Origin of the sequence: Staphylococcus sp. MB377, from assembly GCF_001922505.1 — a bacterium.
Classification (GTDB): Bacteria; Bacillota; Bacilli; order Staphylococcales; family Staphylococcaceae; genus Staphylococcus; species Staphylococcus haemolyticus.
In genome coordinates, this window is the sequence record NZ_MAON01000044.1 from 110951 (window position 1) to 131928 (window position 20978).

24 protein-coding genes are annotated in these 20978 nt (G+C 32.9%); 3 read left to right on the forward strand and 21 right to left on the reverse strand.

Annotation, left to right across the window (positions count from 1 at the left end; genetic code table 11):
* Positions 1–17 precede the first annotated feature (17 nt).
* From BB045_RS09075 to BB045_RS09090, 4 genes are all read right to left on the reverse strand, one after another.
* The gene (locus BB045_RS09075; RefSeq protein WP_070581506.1) at positions 18–1487 is read right to left on the reverse strand and encodes a M17 family metallopeptidase; all 1470 of its coding nucleotides are present in this window, start codon (positions 1485–1487) and stop codon (positions 18–20) included.
* Positions 1488–1697: 210 nt separating this feature from the next.
* Positions 1698–2906 (reverse strand): NAD(P)/FAD-dependent oxidoreductase, encoded by a 1209-nt coding sequence (locus tag BB045_RS09080; protein WP_070581507.1) that lies wholly within the window; start codon positions 2904–2906, stop codon positions 1698–1700.
* Positions 2907–3271: 365 nt separating this feature from the next.
* Positions 3272–3631 carry a HesB/IscA family protein gene (locus BB045_RS09085; RefSeq protein WP_037559158.1) on the reverse strand — a complete coding sequence of 120 codons (360 nt, stop codon included), beginning with the start codon at positions 3629–3631 and terminating at the stop codon, positions 3272–3274.
* 12 nt (positions 3632–3643) lie between these two features.
* A complete protein-coding gene (locus tag BB045_RS09090) occupies positions 3644–3889 on the reverse strand; it encodes a YuzB family protein (RefSeq protein ID WP_037538976.1) in 246 nt (81 codons plus the stop codon).
* A 354-nt stretch (positions 3890–4243) separates the two neighbouring features.
* Between BB045_RS09090 and BB045_RS09095 the strand changes: the two genes are divergently transcribed.
* A complete protein-coding gene (locus BB045_RS09095; RefSeq protein ID WP_037559160.1) occupies positions 4244–5308 on the forward strand; it encodes an NAD(P)/FAD-dependent oxidoreductase in 1065 nt (354 codons plus the stop codon).
* A gap of 81 nt (positions 5309–5389) precedes the next feature.
* On the opposite strand, the gene BB045_RS09100 is transcribed toward BB045_RS09095, so the two are convergent.
* The gene (locus BB045_RS09100) at positions 5390–5710 is read right to left on the reverse strand and encodes a YuzD family protein (RefSeq protein WP_037548965.1); all 321 of its coding nucleotides are present in this window, start codon (positions 5708–5710) and stop codon (positions 5390–5392) included.
* A gap of 103 nt (positions 5711–5813) precedes the next feature.
* Here BB045_RS09100 and BB045_RS09105 point away from each other — a divergent pair, with 103 nt between their 5' ends.
* Entirely contained in the window at positions 5814–6056 is a 243-nt protein-coding gene (locus BB045_RS09105) for a NifU family protein (protein ID WP_002433501.1), read from the forward strand.
* A gap of 81 nt (positions 6057–6137) precedes the next feature.
* Here the strand turns inward: BB045_RS09105 and dltD are convergent, their stop codons facing one another.
* From dltD to BB045_RS09145, 8 genes are all read right to left on the reverse strand, one after another.
* A complete protein-coding gene (gene dltD, locus BB045_RS09110; protein WP_075140691.1) occupies positions 6138–7328 on the reverse strand; it encodes a D-alanyl-lipoteichoic acid biosynthesis protein DltD in 1191 nt (396 codons plus the stop codon).
* A complete protein-coding gene (gene dltC, locus BB045_RS09115; RefSeq protein WP_011276285.1) occupies positions 7325–7561 on the reverse strand; it encodes a D-alanine--poly(phosphoribitol) ligase subunit 2 in 237 nt (78 codons plus the stop codon). Before dltC ends, dltD begins: the two co-directional genes overlap by 4 nt.
* 15 nt (positions 7562–7576) lie before the next feature.
* Entirely contained in the window at positions 7577–8791 is a 1215-nt protein-coding gene (gene dltB, locus BB045_RS09120; RefSeq protein WP_070581509.1) for a D-alanyl-lipoteichoic acid biosynthesis protein DltB, read from the reverse strand.
* Positions 8788–10245: a D-alanine--poly(phosphoribitol) ligase subunit DltA gene (gene dltA / locus BB045_RS09125; RefSeq protein ID WP_075140692.1), complete on the reverse strand. Its 1458-nt coding sequence runs from the start codon at positions 10243–10245 to the stop codon at positions 8788–8790. The genes dltB and dltA overlap by 4 nt, the downstream gene beginning before the upstream one ends.
* A gap of 14 nt (positions 10246–10259) precedes the next feature.
* Positions 10260–10388, reverse strand: a complete 129-nt coding sequence (locus BB045_RS09130) for a teichoic acid D-Ala incorporation-associated protein DltX (protein ID WP_103262005.1) — start codon at positions 10386–10388, stop codon at positions 10260–10262.
* A 442-nt stretch (positions 10389–10830) separates the two neighbouring features.
* Positions 10831–11796, reverse strand: a complete 966-nt coding sequence (locus tag BB045_RS09135; RefSeq protein ID WP_070581511.1) for a 2-hydroxyacid dehydrogenase — start codon at positions 11794–11796, stop codon at positions 10831–10833.
* 17 nt (positions 11797–11813) lie between these two features.
* Complete coding sequence (locus BB045_RS09140) at positions 11814–12605, reverse strand: TIGR01457 family HAD-type hydrolase (RefSeq protein WP_070581512.1); 792 nt, start codon at positions 12603–12605, stop codon at positions 11814–11816.
* On the reverse strand, positions 12605–13039 hold the full coding sequence (locus tag BB045_RS09145; RefSeq protein ID WP_059748168.1) for a DUF86 domain-containing protein: 435 nt from the start codon (positions 13037–13039) through the stop codon (positions 12605–12607). Before BB045_RS09145 ends, BB045_RS09140 begins: the two co-directional genes overlap by 1 nt.
* 102 nt (positions 13040–13141) lie before the next feature.
* Between BB045_RS09145 and BB045_RS09150 the strand changes: the two genes are divergently transcribed.
* Positions 13142–13408 (forward strand): DUF3055 domain-containing protein, encoded by a 267-nt coding sequence (locus BB045_RS09150; RefSeq protein WP_037548938.1) that lies wholly within the window; start codon positions 13142–13144, stop codon positions 13406–13408.
* Positions 13409–13480: 72 nt separating this feature from the next.
* Here the strand turns inward: BB045_RS09150 and BB045_RS09155 are convergent, their stop codons facing one another.
* The 8 genes from BB045_RS09155 to BB045_RS09190 all read right to left on the reverse strand — a co-directional run.
* Positions 13481–13873 carry a YutD family protein gene (locus tag BB045_RS09155; RefSeq protein WP_075140693.1) on the reverse strand — a complete coding sequence of 131 codons (393 nt, stop codon included), beginning with the start codon at positions 13871–13873 and terminating at the stop codon, positions 13481–13483.
* Between the two features lie 108 nt (positions 13874–13981).
* Positions 13982–14902: a lipoyl synthase gene (lipA, locus tag BB045_RS09160; RefSeq protein WP_029376689.1), complete on the reverse strand. Its 921-nt coding sequence runs from the start codon at positions 14900–14902 to the stop codon at positions 13982–13984.
* 132 nt (positions 14903–15034) lie between these two features.
* Positions 15035–16357: a bifunctional metallophosphatase/5'-nucleotidase gene (locus tag BB045_RS09165; protein ID WP_075140694.1), complete on the reverse strand. Its 1323-nt coding sequence runs from the start codon at positions 16355–16357 to the stop codon at positions 15035–15037.
* Positions 16358–16378: 21 nt separating this feature from the next.
* Positions 16379–17206 carry a sulfite exporter TauE/SafE family protein gene (locus tag BB045_RS09170; RefSeq protein ID WP_070581515.1) on the reverse strand — a complete coding sequence of 276 codons (828 nt, stop codon included), beginning with the start codon at positions 17204–17206 and terminating at the stop codon, positions 16379–16381.
* A gap of 13 nt (positions 17207–17219) precedes the next feature.
* A complete protein-coding gene (locus BB045_RS09175) occupies positions 17220–18068 on the reverse strand; it encodes a DUF72 domain-containing protein (protein ID WP_070581516.1) in 849 nt (282 codons plus the stop codon).
* 124 nt (positions 18069–18192) lie between these two features.
* Positions 18193–19266 (reverse strand): NAD(P)H-dependent flavin oxidoreductase, encoded by a 1074-nt coding sequence (locus BB045_RS09180; protein ID WP_070581517.1) that lies wholly within the window; start codon positions 19264–19266, stop codon positions 18193–18195.
* Positions 19267–19560: 294 nt separating this feature from the next.
* The gene (locus tag BB045_RS09185; protein ID WP_070581518.1) at positions 19561–20241 is read right to left on the reverse strand and encodes a hypothetical protein; all 681 of its coding nucleotides are present in this window, start codon (positions 20239–20241) and stop codon (positions 19561–19563) included.
* A gap of 227 nt (positions 20242–20468) precedes the next feature.
* A partial coding sequence (locus tag BB045_RS09190; protein ID WP_142236932.1) for a transposase occupies positions 20469–20978 on the reverse strand: 510 nt, incomplete at its 5' end.

The window sequence follows — 20978 nt, forward strand, 5'->3', positions numbered from 1 at the left end:
GATTTCTACTTTTCTATTTATCTTAACCAATTTAATACAGTAGTAATCATACTGCCAGTTGGGCCTTTTGGACCTTTATAGCTAGTCTTGTTAGTTGTCGCAGGACCAGCAATATCGAAATGGATATGTGGTGTAGATCCACTAAAATGAGTAATAAATGTGGCTGCAAAGAGTGCTTTTCCATGACCGTTTGTATGATTGACTAAATCTGCAACGTCAGATTGACGTATTAATCGTTGCTCAGTTTTAGTCATAGGTAATTCAAAAGCATATTCATCCATTTCTTTAGCACTAACTCGTATTTCCTCAATCTCTTTATCTGCATTAGAGTTAAATAAAGCTGCTTTATCTTCACCTAGTGCTGCAACTGCAGCTCCTGTTAATGTAGCGAAATCTAAAATAATCTTAGGTTGAAATTGATTAGCATAGAATACAGCATCTCCTAGTACTAAACGCCCTTCCGCATCACTATTTAACATTTCAACTGTTTCACCACTCAATGCCGTCAATACATCATCAGGTTTCATTGCATTACTACTTATCATATTTTCAGCAGAAGCAATAACTCCTACAATATTGATAGGAATTTGCAAGCGTGATATCGCATCAATCATTCCAACTACATTAGCTGCGCCACACATATCAAATTTCATAGTCTGCATACCTATCTTCGATTTAATGCTATAGCCACCTGAATCATATGTAATACCTTTTCCTACTAATGCAATTGGTGCGTCTTCACTGTCACCACCATTATATGTCATAGTTATTACAACTGGAGGATTCTCCGACCCTTTACCAACAGCATGAATAAGTCCGAATCCTTCATCTAATAATTGTTTTCCATCTTTAATATCAACTTTTACTGATGTTTCATCAAAGTGTTGCGTAACCTGTTCAGCAAAATAATTAGGCGTTAGTATATTAGGTGGCATATTGCTATAGTCACGTGCAACATTAACCGATTGTCCGATTATAGCACCATTGATAAAATATCGATGTAAGTCCTCTTTATTCGTACTTATGTTTAACTCTAATTGATAGGGTGCAGATTTATCAGATTTATAGTTGTCAAAACTGTAAACTGCCTGTTCACTTTGTAGTCCCATAACCTCTGCGACTTTGGTTTGCTCTATTTTCTTTGAAATCAATGTATCGAATAATACATCTGCTTCAGTTACACGTTCTTCTTTTAAAAATTGAAATAAATTGCCGAAAGCTCTCAATAGCGTACCATAATCAAGCGTCTTTAAATTTCCTAATCCAACAGTAATAAGTCGTTTTGATGAGTCTTTTAAAGGTAACAAAGTTGAAGATATTTTACCTAATTGACTGCTAATTAAATGATGATGACGGTATGTATCAATTTGTTTTGTTATATCTTCATTATTGTAATTAATATAACCAAGTTGATTGATGTGATCAGGCAACCCTATAATAAATACTTCTGAATTTAAAACTGTATTACTTATATTGAAATTAACCATAACCTCTACACTTCCTTTTTATATCATATAAAAGAAGGAGTGGAACAGAATTCACAATGAATTCGTTATTCCACCCCCATAAGGATGACTAGAAATGAGAAAAGCTTGATTTATACGCTTTTTCAGTTCAGTCAGCTACTGCGAATTGGCATTGTAGCTTTAAATTAGTATTTATTTTCAAAATCATATTAGATAATTTATATGAGAAACTTAGAATTTACCTTTTTTGAATGCTAAGCCTACGCCACCGATTTTGAATACTGCACGAGTATCGATAACTTTTTTCATGAATGCAGCTTTTTTACCAGTAATGTCTCTACCGTATACGATACCAACACCATCATGTGCACCTAATGAACATACAGTACCACGATCAACATATTCAAAGTCTGTAGCTGCTTGACCGTTTAAGATGTTTTTAATGCTTTTCGCAACGTGTTCACCTTGTTGCATTGCAATTTGTGCTGTAGTTGGTAATGGACGTTCTTCACCAGCTGGGATGAATGCTGAAACGTCACCAATAACAAAGATATCATCATGACCTTCAATAGTTAAATCTTGTTTAGTCACGATACGACCACGTTTAACACCTTCAAATGATTCTTCCATTAATTTACTACCACGAACACCAGCAGCCCAGATTGCTGTACCAGCTTCTAATTGTTGTTCTTGATCATTAATTTTAACTACGAAACCTTTTTCGTTACAAGCAACGATTGGTGTAGCAATTTTGAATTCAACACCACGGTCTTCTAGGTAGTTAACTGCGTAATTAACTAATTCATCAGAGAACATTGGTAACATTTTTGGCGCAGCTTCAACACAAGTTACTCTAACTTTGCTTTGATCAACACCGTATTTATTACATAATTCAGGAATTCTTTCAGTTAATTCACCTAAGAATTCGATACCTGTAAAGCCTGCACCACCAACTAAGATAGCTAAGTCTTTATCATCTTTTTCTTTAGAAGCTGCATAGTTTGCAAATTTATCTTCGATGTGACGAGATAATTTACGTGCAGTTTCAATATTTTCAATTTGGAATGCATAGTCTTTCATACCATTAATTCCAAATGTTTCACTTTCGAAACCTAATGCTACTACTAAAATGTCGTAATCATAGATACCGTGATTTGTTTCTACTTTTTTAGCGTTACGGTCGATTTTAGTTACTTCTGCATTGATAAATTTAACTTTATCTTCTTTAATTACACTTTCAATTGGGTAAATTAAATCTTCATAGTTTAATGTACCAGCTGAAGCTTCATGTAACCAAGTTGCTTCGTAGTGATATTTATTTTTGTTAATTAATGTAATATCCGCTTCGTCAGCAGAAAGTTCTTTTTGTAATTTAGTTACTGTTTGTAAACCAGCATAACCTGCACCTAAAACAAGTACTTTTTTACGATCTTGTGCCATTTCATTCACCTAAGCTTTCATAATTATTTTCTTAAATGTAGAAAAAGGCTACAAATTTCAGAACATAACAAAGTTCAGATGTAACAATATATTTTACCTTAATATATGTTTATCTGATTCATTCAAAAGACTTTGCACTTAACCTATTGTTCATCCCCATTTATAGTCTTAGTCAACACTTTCATTTTCAATTCGATTTTATGAACTTTAGTTCACAAAAAAGACAAAGTTCAATCCATCTTCAATTCTATAGTTTTTATAGTTCATTTTCAAGCAACAACAAGACTATTATTAAAATAATCATATTATCCTGAAAATTACTGTCTTAAAGGATTACTCTTAGTGATAAATTACTTGCAATTATATTAGCATTCTTCCGGATTTCCAGCTACTTTAGCAGTTCTAAATGAACTACCACAACCACATGAAGCGATTGCGTTAGGGTTTTCAATTTGGAATCCTCCACCCATTAAAGATTGTTTGAAATCAATTGTCGTACCATTTAATACAGGCACATCATATTTGTCTACTAATACTTTTAATCCATAAAATTCAAGTACTTCATCATTTTCTCCTGGTTGTTCTTCAGCTGACATACCATATGTCAGACCTGTACAGCCACCACCGTTTACTTTAATCTTTAAATATCCATCTGCCATGTCATTACTTTTCAACATATCTTTTACTTCATAAGCTGCCGCTTCAGTTAATGTTACAGTTGACATAAACCATTCCTCCTATAATAAGTTAGTAAAGTCATTCTCTTCTATATGTTTATAAATATTATTTAATAACTCATCTGGTGTATCACCTTCAACAGTATCACCATCTACCAATGCATACAACCCACATGAACATACGCCACAATTATTTAAACATCCGTATTCTAATACATCCACATCAGGATCATTCTCAAGCTTATCGTAAACGTAGTCTCCGCCTTTTGCCATATTTGAAATGCAAAATTCGACTAATGGAAACATACTTCACCTTCTTCTTCATTTTTTTAATTATATTATTATAACAAATCTTGATTTGGCCTGCATTGTCCTCGCTCATCATTTTTATATTATTTGGAACAACAATACACACCTATATCTTTAGCTTAGTTTCGTTACCACACATTTTATTGTAGTCATTTTGAAAAAAAGATATAATAACCATATACATATATCATGCACTTTATTGTTAGGGGCAATAAATGTGGTGGATAAACTACTTTGATTGTTTGAAATTTTTAAATAAAAGTTTAAATAATTTACTAAAGTTTGCTTAATTCAAAGGGTATTAGTCAAAATCATTTCGGAATAACAAATTTTTATAAAGGGGTATAACAGATGAAAAATTTAGTATTACTTGGTGGCGGCTATGGTAATATGCGTATCATGTCGCGTATCTTACCTGATGCATTACCAGAAAATTATACTTTAACGTTAATTGATCGTATGCCATTCCATGGCTTGAAACCAGAATTTTATGCTTTAGCTGCGGGTACTAAGTCTGATAGTGATGTTCGTATGAACTTTCCTGATTCAGAACGCGTTAATACTATTTATGGAGAAATTAATGATATTGATTTAGATGCTCAAATCGTATCTGTTGGTAATACAAAAGTAGATTATGATGAATTAGTTATTGGCTTAGGTTGTGAAGATAAATATCATAATGTTCCTGGTGCTGAGGAATACACGCATAGTATTCAAACACTCTCCAAGGCACGCGAAACATTTCATAGTATTAGTGAATTACCTAGTGGCGCTAGTGTAGGTATTGTTGGTGCTGGCTTAAGCGGCATAGAGTTAGCAAGTGAGCTTCGTGAAAGTCGTGAAGATTTAGAAGTCATACTTTATGACCGTGGTGAGCGAATTTTAAGGAATTTTCCTGAAAAATTAAGCAATTATATCGCTAAATGGTTCCGTGAAAACAATGTTAAAGTAGTGCCTAATTCTTTAATTGATAAAGTGGAACCAGGAAAAATTTATAATAGTGGTACACCAGAAAATGTTGATTTAGTTGTCTGGACTGCTGGAATTCAACCTGTTGAAGTTGTAAGACATTTACCGATTGATATCAATCGAAGTGGACGTGTCATCATCAATCAATATCATCAAGTGCCAACATATCTTAATGTATTTATAGTCGGAGATTGTGCTGATTTACCTCATGCACCAAGTGCACAATTAGCTGAAGTTCAAGGTGATCAAATCGCTAATGTACTTAAGAAACAATGGAATAATGAACCATTACCAGATAAAATGCCTGAATTAAAAGTACAAGGTTTCCTTGGTTCTCTTGGCGAGAAAAAAGGCTTTGCCTATATTATGGACCGTACAGTTACCGGACGTCTTGCTCATATACTTAAATCGGGCGTCCTATGGTTATATAAATATCATAATGGTTAATAATAAAATAAGGGGTAGGATAGAATTCATGATGAATCCTATCCTACCCCGACCTCTTTTTCTCAAGAATTATACTTTAAATTAATTTGCAAAATGTTTATCTACAAAGTTTGTAATTTGCTTTGTTTGAATATAACCATCTGCTACATACTCATCATTCATTGTAATTAAAGGATAAAATAATTCATCTTCCTCAATTTGTTCAATATACTGTTGGTCATGATCACTTAGATTATCTGTTTGATTTTGAAAATCAATGTATGTGTATTTAAATTGAATGTCTGGATACTTTCTTTCTAATAAAGGTTTAATCCATTCAAATGTATTAATAGATGTTGGTGCATTGACGCAACTTGCACATACGACATCAGCGCCATATACTACCACGCTTACTTTAGTCATACTCAAATCCCCCGTTTTGTTTTATAGATTTTTCTTTCTTTATCTATTATAATAAATTAATAATGAATTTATGAAGTAATTTACTTGAAAGGAGACATATCTCATGCCTACTGAGAATGCAACGATGTTTGATCAAGTAGCTGAAGTCATTGAACGTTTACGTCCATTTTTATTACGTGATGGTGGAGACTGTACATTAGTAGATGTAGAAGATGGTATTGTGAAATTACAATTACACGGAGCTTGTGGTACTTGTCCTAGCTCAACAATCACATTAAAAGCCGGCATTGAACGTGCGTTACACGAAGAAGTTCCAGGCGTTATTGAAGTTGAACAAGTATTCTAAGCGTCTGACATATATGATATATATTCAATAAAGCACCAACGCGCAGAGTTCTTAAACTCTGCGCGTTGGTGCTTTTGTTAATTATTGGTGTTCATGTTGTTTATAATGATCTTTGTTATGCGGGTTTTTGTCATCATTCATATGTTGAACAATATGTTGGTTCATGTGAGCCCAACCTTTCCAACCTACGTGAACGACATCACTAAGAACATATTTCTCATAATCTTTATCTGACATATCATACACCTTACCACCATGTGCTACTACAGTTTGATGTATTTTCTTATAGACTGGTTCTCTTGTTGAGCGTTCAATACCTAAGTGATCATACCATTTACCATTCACCGGTAAAATAACGTATTGTACGTTTGCACCTGCATTATGCATTGCATCCACTAACAATGATAAATCATTAAATTCTGGAGAGTTCATTTTAAACTCATATTTACGATGATTCATTGGCTTTTTATGCATAAGTTTTTCCCAATATTCATTACGTATTCCATAATTATTTGATGATGAGCGTTTCTCACCTAATGTCACAGCTTTATCTTGCATTTCCTGCCATGATACATTTGGCTCAGTCACAGGTTTCACATGTGATAATGGCGACTTATCTAATGAGAAGTAAGTTTTAATCGCTTCAATTTTTAATAACTGATTCTCTTTAAAGCGAGAAACATAGTTACCATCTACTTTACCGTGATTATTTACGACGTCTTTCAAGAATTCTTTATTCGACGCACTTTTAAATTGTAATAAGCGTTTGGCATATCTCTCTTTTAATTCTGAAGGCATATCTTTTTGTTGAAATAACTGATTAATTTGATTTGGTGTTGTACGTGCTACAAAATCACGATTATTAACACCATGCGTACTAAACCATTGTGGTGAAATAATAAATGTCATCTTTTTCCCTTTTAGTTGATCATATTGACCAGCTAATTCAATTGCATTGATTAAATCTGTATTACCACCCGTACCAATTAGAAAAATTGGTTTAGTATGTTTTCTATGATTTAGAGCAAGTGCAGGGTTAAATGGATCTAATTTATTCAGTTCACTTGACCCATATATTGGATAATATTTATCACTACTAAATAGTTTATTTTGAATGAGCGTACCTTTAAGAACTTGATCTGTTAAAGATATTCTATTATTAGCGACAGCCTTGTTTGTAACTAATCCAGTAAACCAGCTAGCAGGCATTAATACGAAGGCTAGAAATAAAATGCCGCTAATAATAATTGGTAAAAATGGTTTTAATTTCATCGTAATTCTTCTAATGCTTCAACAATTTTGTTTGGAGTTGCCCACTCATCACGATCGAAATCCATGATAGATACTTCAATGCCTAATCTGTTTTGAATCTCAAGTAATAAACCTACCGTTTGGAATGAATCGATGATACCCTCTTCGAAGATTTCAACATCAGGGTTCTCTTTTACAACATCATTTTCTGCCACATCAGCTAATAAATCTAATACTTGTTCTTTAAATTCCATAATTTATGACTCCTTTTAAATTAATTTTCCTGAAAAGATTAAAAATCCAAATGCTACAAAATGGAAAGTAATGATAATACTCAACGCTGTAGTAAAACCATTTTGCCAACGTGGTGGATGTTTCTTTCTCCAACGTTCATAGTATCCATAACCAATAAACATCAGTCCATGGTAAATACCATAAACGATATAGAATAACTCTAAACCATGCCACACACCCATGATAAAGAAGTTTAAGAAGAATGCGAAATTAGACATCGCAAATTGACTTTTAAATGTTTTTTTACGTGACATATAGAATAATGTACGCATATAAATACAATCTCTAAACCAGAACGATAATGACATATGCCATCTATTCCAGAAGTCTTTTATATTTTTGGCTTTGAAAGGTTGCTTGAAGTTAGGCGGTGTATTAATACCGTATAAATAACTTACTGCTACAGCAAATAAGCTGTATCCTGCAAAATCAAAGAATAAATAGAAACTATAAGCATACATATATAGCCATTTATGAGTAAATCCATCTAGATTCATTAATAATGGATGAATTGCATAAACATTGATTAAATAAGCGATAATATACTTGTATAAAAATCCAAGCATAATCATGTGTATCGCTTTGGCAACCATTTCCCTATATTGTTCACTTGTAGGAACCTTTTTATCGTCTTTAACAAAACGTTTATAGCGATCAATTGGCCCTGAAGACACCGTTGGGAAGAAAGAAATGAATTGGAATAATTTCCCAACTTTGATCTCTTTAATAGATCCATCTCGAATCTCCATAATTAATTGCACACTTTTAAACGTTACATAAGAAATACCTAGGAAACCTACAAATTCTATAAGCTTGTGTTCATGGAAATGAATTTGTTGACCACCTAGCCATGAGCTTTGTAATACTTTAACAATCGCTAATGGCAAAATGGATAAAATCATTACAATGACAAATTTGCTAAATGTATTACTCTTCTGTCTTGATTTATAATAACCCATAATTAATAACACTTGCCATATGAGATAAATTACAAAACTGATGAGTTGAATACTTAAATATTTATTACCGAATAAATTATGTTTATCTGATGAAAAGATGATGACAATCATAATTGCAGTACTTAAACCGTTATAAATATAGCTTCGCTTACCTAAAAATCCGAGTATGATGACTGGTAAAAGTACTATAAATGCAACTAAGAAGAAGGTAAACGTGCCATATGGAATCATGCGTTAATATCCTCTGCGACTTGTTTACGATCAAGCTTTCCGTTTGACGTTAATGGTAACTGTTTCATCCAAACAAATTTTCTCGGAATCATATATTCAGGTAAGCGAGATTTTAGTTCAGATTTAATTTGTCTTGTCATTTCTAAATCATCTTTAACTTCTTCAGTCGGAACGACAGCACCGATTAAATGTATTACTTTATTATTTTTATATACTGGAACGACAACAGTTTCTCTAACAAACTCTGATTGTCTAAGTTGCGTTTCAATTTCTTCCAATTCCATTCGGTAACCGTTAAGTTTAATTTGGAAATCAATTCTTCCTTGAATGAACCATTGTCCATCTTTCTCGATGGCTTTATCACCCGTATGATATATACGAAGTCCATCTTCAAAGTTAAATACCGCATCGGTTTTTTCTTTGTTATCTAAATACCCAAGACTAACACTATTACCTTTAATAACAAGTTCATCTTCGTCTGTTGTAAACAATGATGTGTTAGGTCTTGAAACACCAGCAGGTAGCGGGTTATAAGCTTCAATAATTTCAGGTGTCAATTTAATACCTGTAACAGCTACTGTCGCTTCCGTAGGTCCATACGTGTTATAAACCACTGCACTTGGATATCTATCTAAAAGTGCTTTCGCAGTTCTATGAGGTAAGATTTCTCCACAGAAGAAGAAATGATTCAAGCTTGTGTAACTTAATTCGTTAAGGTTAGGTAATAGCAAGCACATTTCCATAAATGATGGTGTAGATACCCATGCATTGATTGGTGTATTAACTAACATTTCATTGAGTAATTTAGGTTTATTGATCATTTCTTTATCTACTAAATTAAGTGTGCCACCTGATGTTAAACAAGGATAAATTGCCATGACTGATAAATCGAACGAGAATGGTGCTTGATTTAACCATTCTTGTGAACCTTCTGATTCATTAAGCGATACCATCCATTCTGCAAATTCTATTAAACTTGCATATTCGATCTGAACACCTTTAGGCTCACCTGTTGAACCAGATGTAAAAATAGTATATACAACATCCGTTAATCCCATTTGACTGTCAAATAGTGTTGGATTATCAGAACCTTGGATACTTTGAATTGTAAGTTCTTGTATATTGGAATAATTTAATTGTGTATCTGTTGTGTTAAATATAATGTCCGGTTGTACTTTATTTATAATCATATTCACACGTTCACTTGGTACTGAAGTGTCAATAGGTACATAGCCACAACCTGCTTTGATAGCACCTATCATTCCCACTAACATGTAAGGTGACATATGTCCATAAACGATTAACGGCTTATGATTATCTTGTAATAGATGCGCTAATTTACTAGATTCATCCATTAATTGTTGATATGTTAATTCTTCATCTTTATGTCTAACTGCTACACGTTCAGGATCACTTTGACCGAAGTCATTTATTAAATTTATGATATCTGTCATAATTAGACTCCTTATTAAAATTCATTATAAATGAAATTATTATGTGTATCGCCGGAACCATAAATTAGGTACAGCGCAATAAATATCGCTAAATATAAAAGTGTTAATAAATAAGGTTTAGCTTTCTCATAATATTTCATCATCTTATGATTTTTCTCTTTCAATGCACTATTGCACCTCACTATCATTTCAAATATCGGAGTGAAGTATTCGTCCTACTCCTGAGTTAAAACCGAATTCACGAAAACAAAACAAAATTCATTAAATATAATTTTTATATATTATATATATTCATCTTATTATAATTAAAATTTGATTTTAAGGCAAATTAATTTTCCCACTTCAAACTATTGTGCTAATGATGCTAAATTAACACTTAAAAAATTAATAAGATTTTATGCGTTAATGTTACTATCAACAACACTGCATTAGTGGCAATGATGAATTCAAATGACAATAATTATATTAGTACCAAATAGTTAGCTTAACAATTACATACGGTATAACAAAACTGTTAGTTATAATAAAAGAACCTCTATCGTTCATGGTTAAATCTTTACCTAAACGTTAGAAGTTCTTTAAAATTTATTTATTAGTAATCGGAGTCAACGGTTTTTCTCCTTTTAATATCGCAGCAATGTTATCAACACATAATTGAATCATTCGATCTCTAGTTGCCACAGAAGCACTACCTATATGCGGTAATATGACTGCTTTCTCCATTTTTAAGAGAGGGTGATCAAGTTTACTAGGTTCCTCACGTAAGACGTCTAAACCACATCCACCAATTTCATGATTGTTCAATGCATCAATTAGAGCATCCTCGTCTACAATTGCACCACGGCCGATATTAATGAAGATTGCATCGTTTTTCATTTTTGAAAACGCATCTTTATTAAACTTATTCTCTGTTTCAGGTGTCAATGGCGCAGTACATACGACAAAATCACTGTCTTCTAATAATGTATCAAAGGATACATAACTTGCATTAAGTTCTGATTCTGCATCTTCATGTCTTGAACGATTATGATACAAGATAGTTGTATTAAATCCTTGAAGTCGACGTGCAAAACTCTTTCCAATATCACCCATACCATAAATACCTACAGTTGAACCATGAACATCCTTACCAGATAATAAGTATGGTCCCCAGCTTTTCCATTCACCATCTTGTACATATTTTTCCGCTTCAACAATACGTCGTGCCACAGTTAACATTAACGTAAACCCTAATTCGGCTGTCGTTTCTGTAAGTACTTGAGGTGTATTAGTAACGACTATACCATTTTCTTGAGCTAACTTAACATCAATGTTGTCAAAACCAACCGCCATATTTGCTATTACCTTTACATGTTTAGCGTGTTCGAGACATGTGGCATCAATCTTTTCACTTAATGTGATGAAACATGCATCAACATCTTCTAATTCTTTCAAAAATTGCTCTCTAGGCATAGGTTCAAATGCTTCTTTCCACATTTTAACGTCGCCGAACTGTTCCAATTGCTCTATGAAACGATCTGGAATTTGACGTGTGACTAGAATTTTAACCATGTCATGCCACCCCTCTTTTATTTTTGGGCATTTCTTTCTAATTCTGAAATTGCTACATTTAAGTCTTTAAATGAATATGTAGGTTGTTGGTCTTTTTCTTTTATTTCTTCATAAGTCGTTACACCAGTTTGTACATGAATTGTGTCAACACCAACATTAATACCAGACATGATATCGGTATCATACAAATCGCCAACCATTGCTACGTCTGATTTATCTAATTTCAAGATGTCTAAAGCAATATCCATAATGACTGGCTCCGGTTTACCAATAAATTGTGGTGCTTGACCTGTAGATACACTAACTACACTTGTAATCGCACCATTACCTGGTAAGAAACCACGTTCTTTAGGAATCGATACATCAGGGTTCGTTGAAATAAATCTTGCACCCTTACGTACTGCAAGCGTTGCCACAGCTAATTTTTCGTAAGTAACGTTTTCATCTAAACCAATCGCAACATAATCAACGTTTTCATCATCTTTTACAGTTAATCCAGCTTCAGTTAAAGCTGTGCGTAAGCCACTGCCGCCAAGCATGTATACCGTAGCATCACTTTTCTCATCTGCAATATAATTTGCTGTTGCTAAGGCAGACGTTACAACTTCCTCAGGTTTCGCATCAATATTCATTTCTTTTAATTTTTGCGTTACCTCTTCAGGCGTCTTTGTAGAGTTGTTTGTAACATATAAATGCGGGATTTGATGATTGTTTAAGTAGTCAATAAATTGTGCTGCACCATCGATTTCATCTGTACCTATATACATAGTTCCATCTAAGTCAATTAAATATCCTTTATAATTTTTCATTACTTGTTATCTCCTTTTCCAAAAGCGGTAACTGGAACATTCTCTTTCTCAAGGAACTGAGTTACCTCTTGAATAAACTGTTCATAATAAGGTAAAGCCTCGTCAAATAATGGCTGAATCTTACTATTATCAAGTTCTGTATAATGGTGTGCGAACTGCTTTCTAATGTCAACTGTTTCATTAACATATCGTTGAGTAGATTTCGAAATAACACCTTCTAGTTCAAGAATATCGATGACATCTTTATAATTTCCTGGATCCCTCAAGATAAAACCATCAATAATCATATTACCTATATCCACAGATGATTCAATTAACATTTGTGCGATACGTTCAAATGCATAATGATTTCCTTTATTCGATTCATAATCTTTAATTAATTGATTTAAGTAAGTTAATTTTAAAGTAAGCTGATCTTTATCTACAAAATACATATCCTTCACCTCTTAATATGTCTATCATATCACAGTTTTGCATAGGTCTTCATTTGTCGTTATACTTAATTAAAAATACAAGATAAAAGGAGTTCTACTCTTATGATAGATATGTACTTATATGATGATGAAGAACAAAGCCAAGTACAGTTTGTAGGCTTTGTAGGTGAACATAGCCGTTATGATTTAATGCTCGTTCAAACAGATCGTCATTACGGAAAGACACTTGTGCTAAATATGCAAACAAACAAATTCGGTATTATCGGGACAGATGATATTGAAGAAGAAGGATATATCGCGCATATTCTAGGTGTGAGTCAAGAAGAAAGTGATGAAATCATTGAATATCTTAATCAAGTCATTCAATAATTACTATTTTAAAAGCTGTGAAAAAATCTCTTCTCTTAGATTTCTTCACAGCTCATTTTATTAATTCTATAGTTACTCATCTTGGTGCTTAACTTCCTGAATGGTAGGTTTAATTTTAACATCATGCAATTTATCTTCAGAATCAGACAAAATAACTTCCTCTTCATCATGATTTAATTGTTGTACCTCTTTGTTAGATAAATGACGTAAAACAAAATAAGGACAACCGAAATTGCAATATTCTAATATATAATCTTGAATACTCGAAAAACGTTTCGAGATTTCAGCTTTTTTATTCGTATCCTTATAGAAACCTTTTAATCGTAATTGATCATATCCAAAATCCCCTACAATAAAATCATACTTATCTAATATATCTGAATATCTCGATGCAAATAATTCTTCATCAAAGCATGATCTATATTCTTCAATGATTTCAAAATATTGTTGACCTATCTTAATCATAATTTGTCACCTTTAACTCGTATAATAAAAACTTAGATTACACAATTCAATTTAAAATGTGCAACCTAAGTCTCTAAAAACTTAATCTAAACCGTTTAATTGTTCAAATTAATTTTGTTGTAATTTTTCTTCACCTAAACGGTGTTTTTCTTTAGCCGCTTCATTTACTTGTTCGTCGGCATGATAAGAACTACGTACCATTGGGCCAGCTTCACAGTGTTTGAAACCTTTGTCCATAGCTACTTTTCTTAATTTACCAAATTCTAATGGTGTATAGTATTTTTCAACTTTTAAATGCTTACGTGATGGTTGTAAATATTGACCAATTGTTAAAATGTCTACATCATTTGCACGAAGATCATCCATTGTTTCATAAATCTCTTCAATCGTTTCTCCTAAACCAACCATTAAGCTTGATTTAGTAGGAATATCTGGTTGCAATTCTTTAGAACGACGTAAGAACTCTAATGTTCTTTCATATGTTGCACGTGCACGAACTCTTGGTGTTAAACGACGTACTGTTTCGATATTATGGTTTAAGATATCAGGTTTAGAAGCCATTAATGTTTCAAGTGCTTCATAGTCACCACCCATGTCTGATGGTAAGATTTCAATTGTAGTGAATGGATTACGTTCACGTACTTTACGTACTGTTTCAGCATATACGTTAGAACCTGCATCTCTTAAGTCATCACGTGCAACTGCAGTGATAACAACGTGTTTTAAATTCATTAACTCAACTGATTCTGCAACACGTTCTGGTTCATTTAAGTCTAGTTCATTAGGTAAGCCAGTTTTAACTGCACAGAAACGACATGCTCTTGTACATACTGCACCTAAAATCATAAATGTAGCAGTACGTCTAGCACCCCAACATTCATGTATATTTGGACACTTTGCTTCTTCGCAAACAGTGTGTAAGTTCTTTTCACGCATCATCTTCTTGAGGCCAATATAGTTTTCGTTCGTGTTAAGCTTAATTTTCAACCAATCTGGTTTACGTAAGATTTCTTCATTTTTAGTAGCCATAACCACGTATACCCTCCTGTATAATCTATCTTTTCCTATTATAACGAAATTTACATTAAATTAAAACGTAATAAACCACAAATTTCAACCTTGAATTTAATTCTATTCTATACATAATTTATTTGTGTTATTCTATTGGAGTCTCAATAACTTATCTTTAAAGATATCTCTAAGGAACTGAGGCATAATATAATCAATTGACTTCCCTTTCAATATAGGGAAATATCTACCAAACGTATACATATCAACTGTTCCTAAAGTGTATATTTTATCATCAACTACCGCTTCACCATTAACAAAGAATCTATTTTCTGACTGGATAAAACCGCAATTATATAAAATATAGCCTCCAAATATATCTCCTCTAAAACCTAGTCCTTGAGCATGTTCATGCATATATTCTTGCTTCTGACTTTTTTCAATTACTTTTTTCAATTCACTACCTGTCAAACGTACGCGCACTAGATTAATTGGATGTGGCAACATTTTATGAATATCATATTCCGTTAGTCTATCCGCTTCAATTCCTTTTACAATTAAACCAGCATTTATGATAGTACAATCTGTATTAGTAAATTCAAATACACTTTCAGCTAATAAATAAGTCGTTTTAGTAATGACATCTGTTTTACTACTTAAGTTGATAGGATAATCAATCACCGGTTCACTCATCAATGCCTTTCCTTCTGACTCATAATCTGTTTCAACCATAGGTAATGTTTCAACCGGATAAATAATCGCTTCTTTACTAACAACATTTTTATTTTCAATAGTTAAATTAACTTCACCTAAATAATAACCATATTTACCAGCAGCTGCCATAAGTACGCCATTATTCATTTCACCCTCATCAAAATGATGGTGTGTATGACTCCCAAAAATCACATCAATTTCAGGAATCTCTTGGCATAACTTTTCATCAAAAAAGATGCCTACATGACTCATCACAATAAGTACATCATAATTACCCTGTTGATTAGCGATTTCATCTTTAATCGCTTCTAAAGGATCCGTTACAATCCAATCAAGAGCTCTGTAAAATGGTGTGAAAGGTGCTGTTGCCGCCACAAATAAAATACGTACGCCTTCAATTTCTTTAATACATGATGAGGCTATGTTATGAGGTAACTTTCCTTCTTCATCGATAACATTTGTACAAATGACGTTAAATGTCGCATTATTATATAAATTATTTAATGCTTCATGAGAGATGGTCATACCTTCATTATTACCTATCGTCGCAATATCGCACTGAGCCTCATTAAGCAAGTCGATATTCTTGCGACCTATCGTTGCTTGAGTCACTGGTGCTGATAAATCCACATGGTCGCCTATATCTAAATAGAGTGAGGGATGTTGAAGTTTGGGTCTATGTTCTGCCATATAAGATGTTATACGTGCATATTCGTTTAAATGACTATGAATATCGTTCGTGTGAAAAATGGTTAACTTCACTTAAATTCCCCCTATATTTATTTAAAGAAAAGATTTAATAATTAAGTATACACCCATTATCAACATAACCGTACGTAATAGCGTTACAACAGTTTCAGATTTAATCGAGTGGTTAACACGTACTCCAATTTGGGCGCCGATATAACTTGAAATAATAAGAATTATAGAATATGACCATGCAACATGTCCTTGTAAAATGTGACCTATAGAACTCATAACACTTGAAAAGAAAATCATCATCATGCTTGTACCAACTGCAACGTGTGGTGGAAATCTGAAAACAATTAACATTAGTGGTGTCATTAATGCGCCACCACCAATTCCGAATAGACCTGTTAAAATACCAATGAACAGTGTCGCAACAAATGCAAATAAAGGTGGTACGCTATAGTGATATGTCTTTCCTTCAGAATCAACATACGTTTTACGATATTTCTCTTTATCAAAAATCTTAAACGGTTTGATTTTATGTCTCACCATTAAAATAATTGAAACAATAATCATAAAAATACCGAAGTATAAATTGAAAGACTCTAAAGTAAGATATCTACTTAAAAACGAACCTAACAATGAACCTGGTAATAATCCAAACAAGAAGATAGAACCATTTTTAATATCTACCTGCTTCGTCTTTAAGTAGCCTAATGATGAAGATAAGCCTGTGACGATTAGAATCACCGATGATGTTCCTATCGCTATTTGTGGTGTAATACCATGTAAAACATCGTGTGTAACGCCCAAGTATACCAGTGTTGGAACAATAATGATCCCACCACCAATACCTACTAATGACCCTAAAATAGCAGAGAAAAGGCCGATAATCACTAATAAAATAATTGTCACTAACATTATATTTCGCCTCTTAGAATAATTTTAATTGTTGCGGAGCTAAACCTGTGTATTCAATATCTAACATATCCTGATATGTTTTAGCGTTTTGAGCAGCATGCCCACCCGAGTTATTATTAAATACGACATAAACCTTTTTAGCTTTTTGTTCTATAATTCTAACTTTATTAGCTAAATCGGTAAGCTCTTCTTTGTTGTAGTTATATAAGTATCTCACATCACGCCACTCTTGGTCGGTCATGTCTTTTTTGGTCCAGCCTTGTCTATTTCTTCCATGATAGCGTACAAAAGCCGTCTCAGTAGTAATACGATTAACTAGTGGTATTGAGCCTTCGCGCACTTGTGGCTCATCTACTACTGAATGGATAATGTGGTGCTCAGTTAAAAATGACAGCGTTTGTTCCTTAAATTGATCGTTAAACCATGATTGATGTCGAAACTCGACACTAATCGGTACATCAGCCAATTGTTGACGAACATACAAGATATATTTGATATTTTGTGCCGTACAATCAAACCAAGGTGGAAATTGAACTAAGACCATAGCTAGTTTGTGATGATCTATAAGTGGTTGTAGCATTTGTTTGAATTGCTCGAATAATTCACTTCTTGTTTCTGCGTAATCTTTATAATCTGCATGTAGTGTAAGTGCTTGATGAATCTTCACTATAAATTCAAAACGATCAGGTGTTTCTTTAATCCATTTCATGATATTTCTTTCAGGTTGGATGGCGTAGTAAGATGCATCAAGTTCAACGATTGGAAAGTGACTAGCGTATGTTTGCAACTTATCTGATTGTCGTTCTAAATCCTCATATAAAGAATCGTGATCTCCCCATCCAGTAAGACCTATATTTATCATTTTTATCACCAGCTATATGATACCATATTCAATTTTATGATATCACTTGTTCTATATCATCTTTACATTATCTTATTATTTTCGGAAATGTTGCATTCTCATGCACACTCTATTTTTCTAAAAATCATCGAACAACCGTTAATAATGTTTCTACTTGTTCAACAAGTCGATCCATCAATTGATTGACATGTTGTGACGTAGCTAAACGTGGCGATTGACCACTCCACATATGCGTCCATTCACGATGCCCTGTGGAAGCGGCTGTCTTTCTAATAGAATTAGTTAGTTGATTTTGTACAGGATATGGCGGTATGTTCCCTTCGTATTGTTTCATCGTCTCTACAAATTCATTGTTGATACCGCGTGCTGATTTACCACTAAATACGTCAGTGACTATTGTATCAGTCTCTTTACTATGAAGCACTGCTTGTTTAACTAATTGATTTGCGCCACTTTCTTCAGTAGTTAAGAAAGCGGTTCCCATTTGTACACCTTGTGCACCTAGTATCTGACTAGCTAATATACCACGACCATCCATAACACCACCTGCAGCAACAACTGGTATCGATACATGATCAACTATCTGTGGTATTAAACTCATTGTTCCTATGAGCGGTTCACGCTGATTGTTGGTTGTTAAAAATGACCCCCTATGTCCACCTGCTTCACTGCCTTGAGCAACTACAATATCCATACCTGCATGCTCATTTGCAATTGCCTCATCTACAGTAGTAGCTGTACCAATTAAAGTAATTTTAGCACCTTTTAATTGTTCAATGATTTCTTTTGACGGGATACCAAAGGTGAAACAACATACTGGTACTCTATATTTAATCACAGTTTGAATTGCACTTTTAAATTGTTGTTCTTCAGAAATATTGACTACTGGCTCTTCAAGATTTAATGCCTTACGATAGGGTTTCAGCCAAGCATTCATATGTTCGACTTGTTCATTAGTGTATGATTGATGACTTGGTACAAACAAATTCACACCAAATGGTTGTGATGTTAATCCTTGCACTTTTTGAATTTCTTGCGCTAACTTTTTTGTAGTAAAGTAGCCCGCTCCAATACAGCCTAAACCACCTTTATTACTTACAGTTGCAACAAGTTCCGCAGTTGTACTACCAGCCATACCTGCTTGAATAATAGGATATTGAATATTTAAAGATTGCGTTAGTTGATTGTTATACCACATTTAAAATCACCTTTTCTTTATTTTAGGGTAATTACTATGCTTATTTCACTTAAATAATTATTCAAAGTATTCCCTACTCCCATTTTCAGTAAACTTTGCTAATTTTTGAAAAAATAAAAGCAAGGACTGAACTTATGTAAAGTTAGCCTTGCTTATAAAATGATGATTTTACAATAGTGCACTTGTTAAAAAGATAATTATTTAATTATGCAGACATCACATATTTATGTATTTCAAAAAGATATTTAAAATTAGGAAAGTTTCTAAATTTGATACTTATCTAATTATTAATTTTTAAATCGAAATCAAAAATAAAAATTGCCATAAACACAAAATCATTGGTCGAAATACTAGACCGGGAAATTTACCTCTTTTATTCCATAACACTACGTCAACAATGAAATAAATGACAATTAAAAACGCTGAGATTAAAAACATAAAGCCTCCAAACCCTAACAAATTATCAGTAGTTTTGGTCAATTCTTGCGCCATCATCCATTCCTTACTATGTATAAATCTTACTTTAGCTGACCAAGCAACTATTAGAAAAGCAGCTCCAATTGAACCTGACCATGCAATTATATTAGCCGATTGCAATTCGTCTTTCATATTTTTCATTTCTTGCTTGGTAACTTTGTTAGTTTTACCGTGACCAGTTTTCACAAATTCTAATTTTGTTTTGAATGGCCGTTTTACCAAATAATGACTCGATAAATAACACATCAATAAAAAAGGAAGAAGTGTTACGACAAAAACCAAGTTGTAAGTATGAATATCTTCCCCTGTAAAATGTATTAACAATTCAAGTAATGATGAATAAATTAAGAATATTCCTAAATACCAAATCTTCTTTTTCTTTTGAATTTGTCTTAGACTGACCATTGCTATAAAGATTAAGCCAATTGAACCTAAAAATATAGCAAGATATTCAATAATGATAATCAACGAATACCAATTCGCATAAAAGTCAAACATTGTAGAGTCCTCTCACAACATGTATTTTGTTAAATCAATTACTTTTTAAATATTATATAAAATTATATCATAATAAAAATAAACATTTAATATAAATAAGTGTTAACTATTTAGAGATAAAAAAAGCACCAAAGCATTCACTTAGTTGGAACACTTTGGTACTTGTTATTGTTATTAAGAAAAAGTGGCTCTACGTCAAATCGGACTGATGAGTCCAAATATTGAGATTAAGCAACCTTATGTTGTTTAATCTCTTTTTTTGTTGTTGAGGCAAATAGTCGCGAAGTTATAATAATTCGATTACGCAAATTATCATAATTTCTATAACCAAAAGATACCCTTTTAATGAGTTTGATTTTATTATTAATTCCTTCTAACGGACCGTTGGTCAGGTTAGAATATGTCATAGTATTTTCAATGAAAGCTGCTAATCGTCTTAAAGTTCTAATGACTGGGCGTAATTTAGGACACACATCTGAAAGATGAATAGAAAAGAGTTTATAATTAAATTTCTCTACTTGATTTTCTTTTAATAATCTTCTTAGCTCATGAACGTAGTGATATGTATTAAATAATTCTACATCTACACCTAATAAGTAATTTATAATGCCTTTTTCGGTTTTCCACTCTTTAAATAAATGGACTTTATGATAATTAAATGCTTCTAGCGTTTCAAAAGGTTTAAGAAATAGTTTCCAATAACTTTTATATTTATTATAAAGCGGTCTATTAGAGGT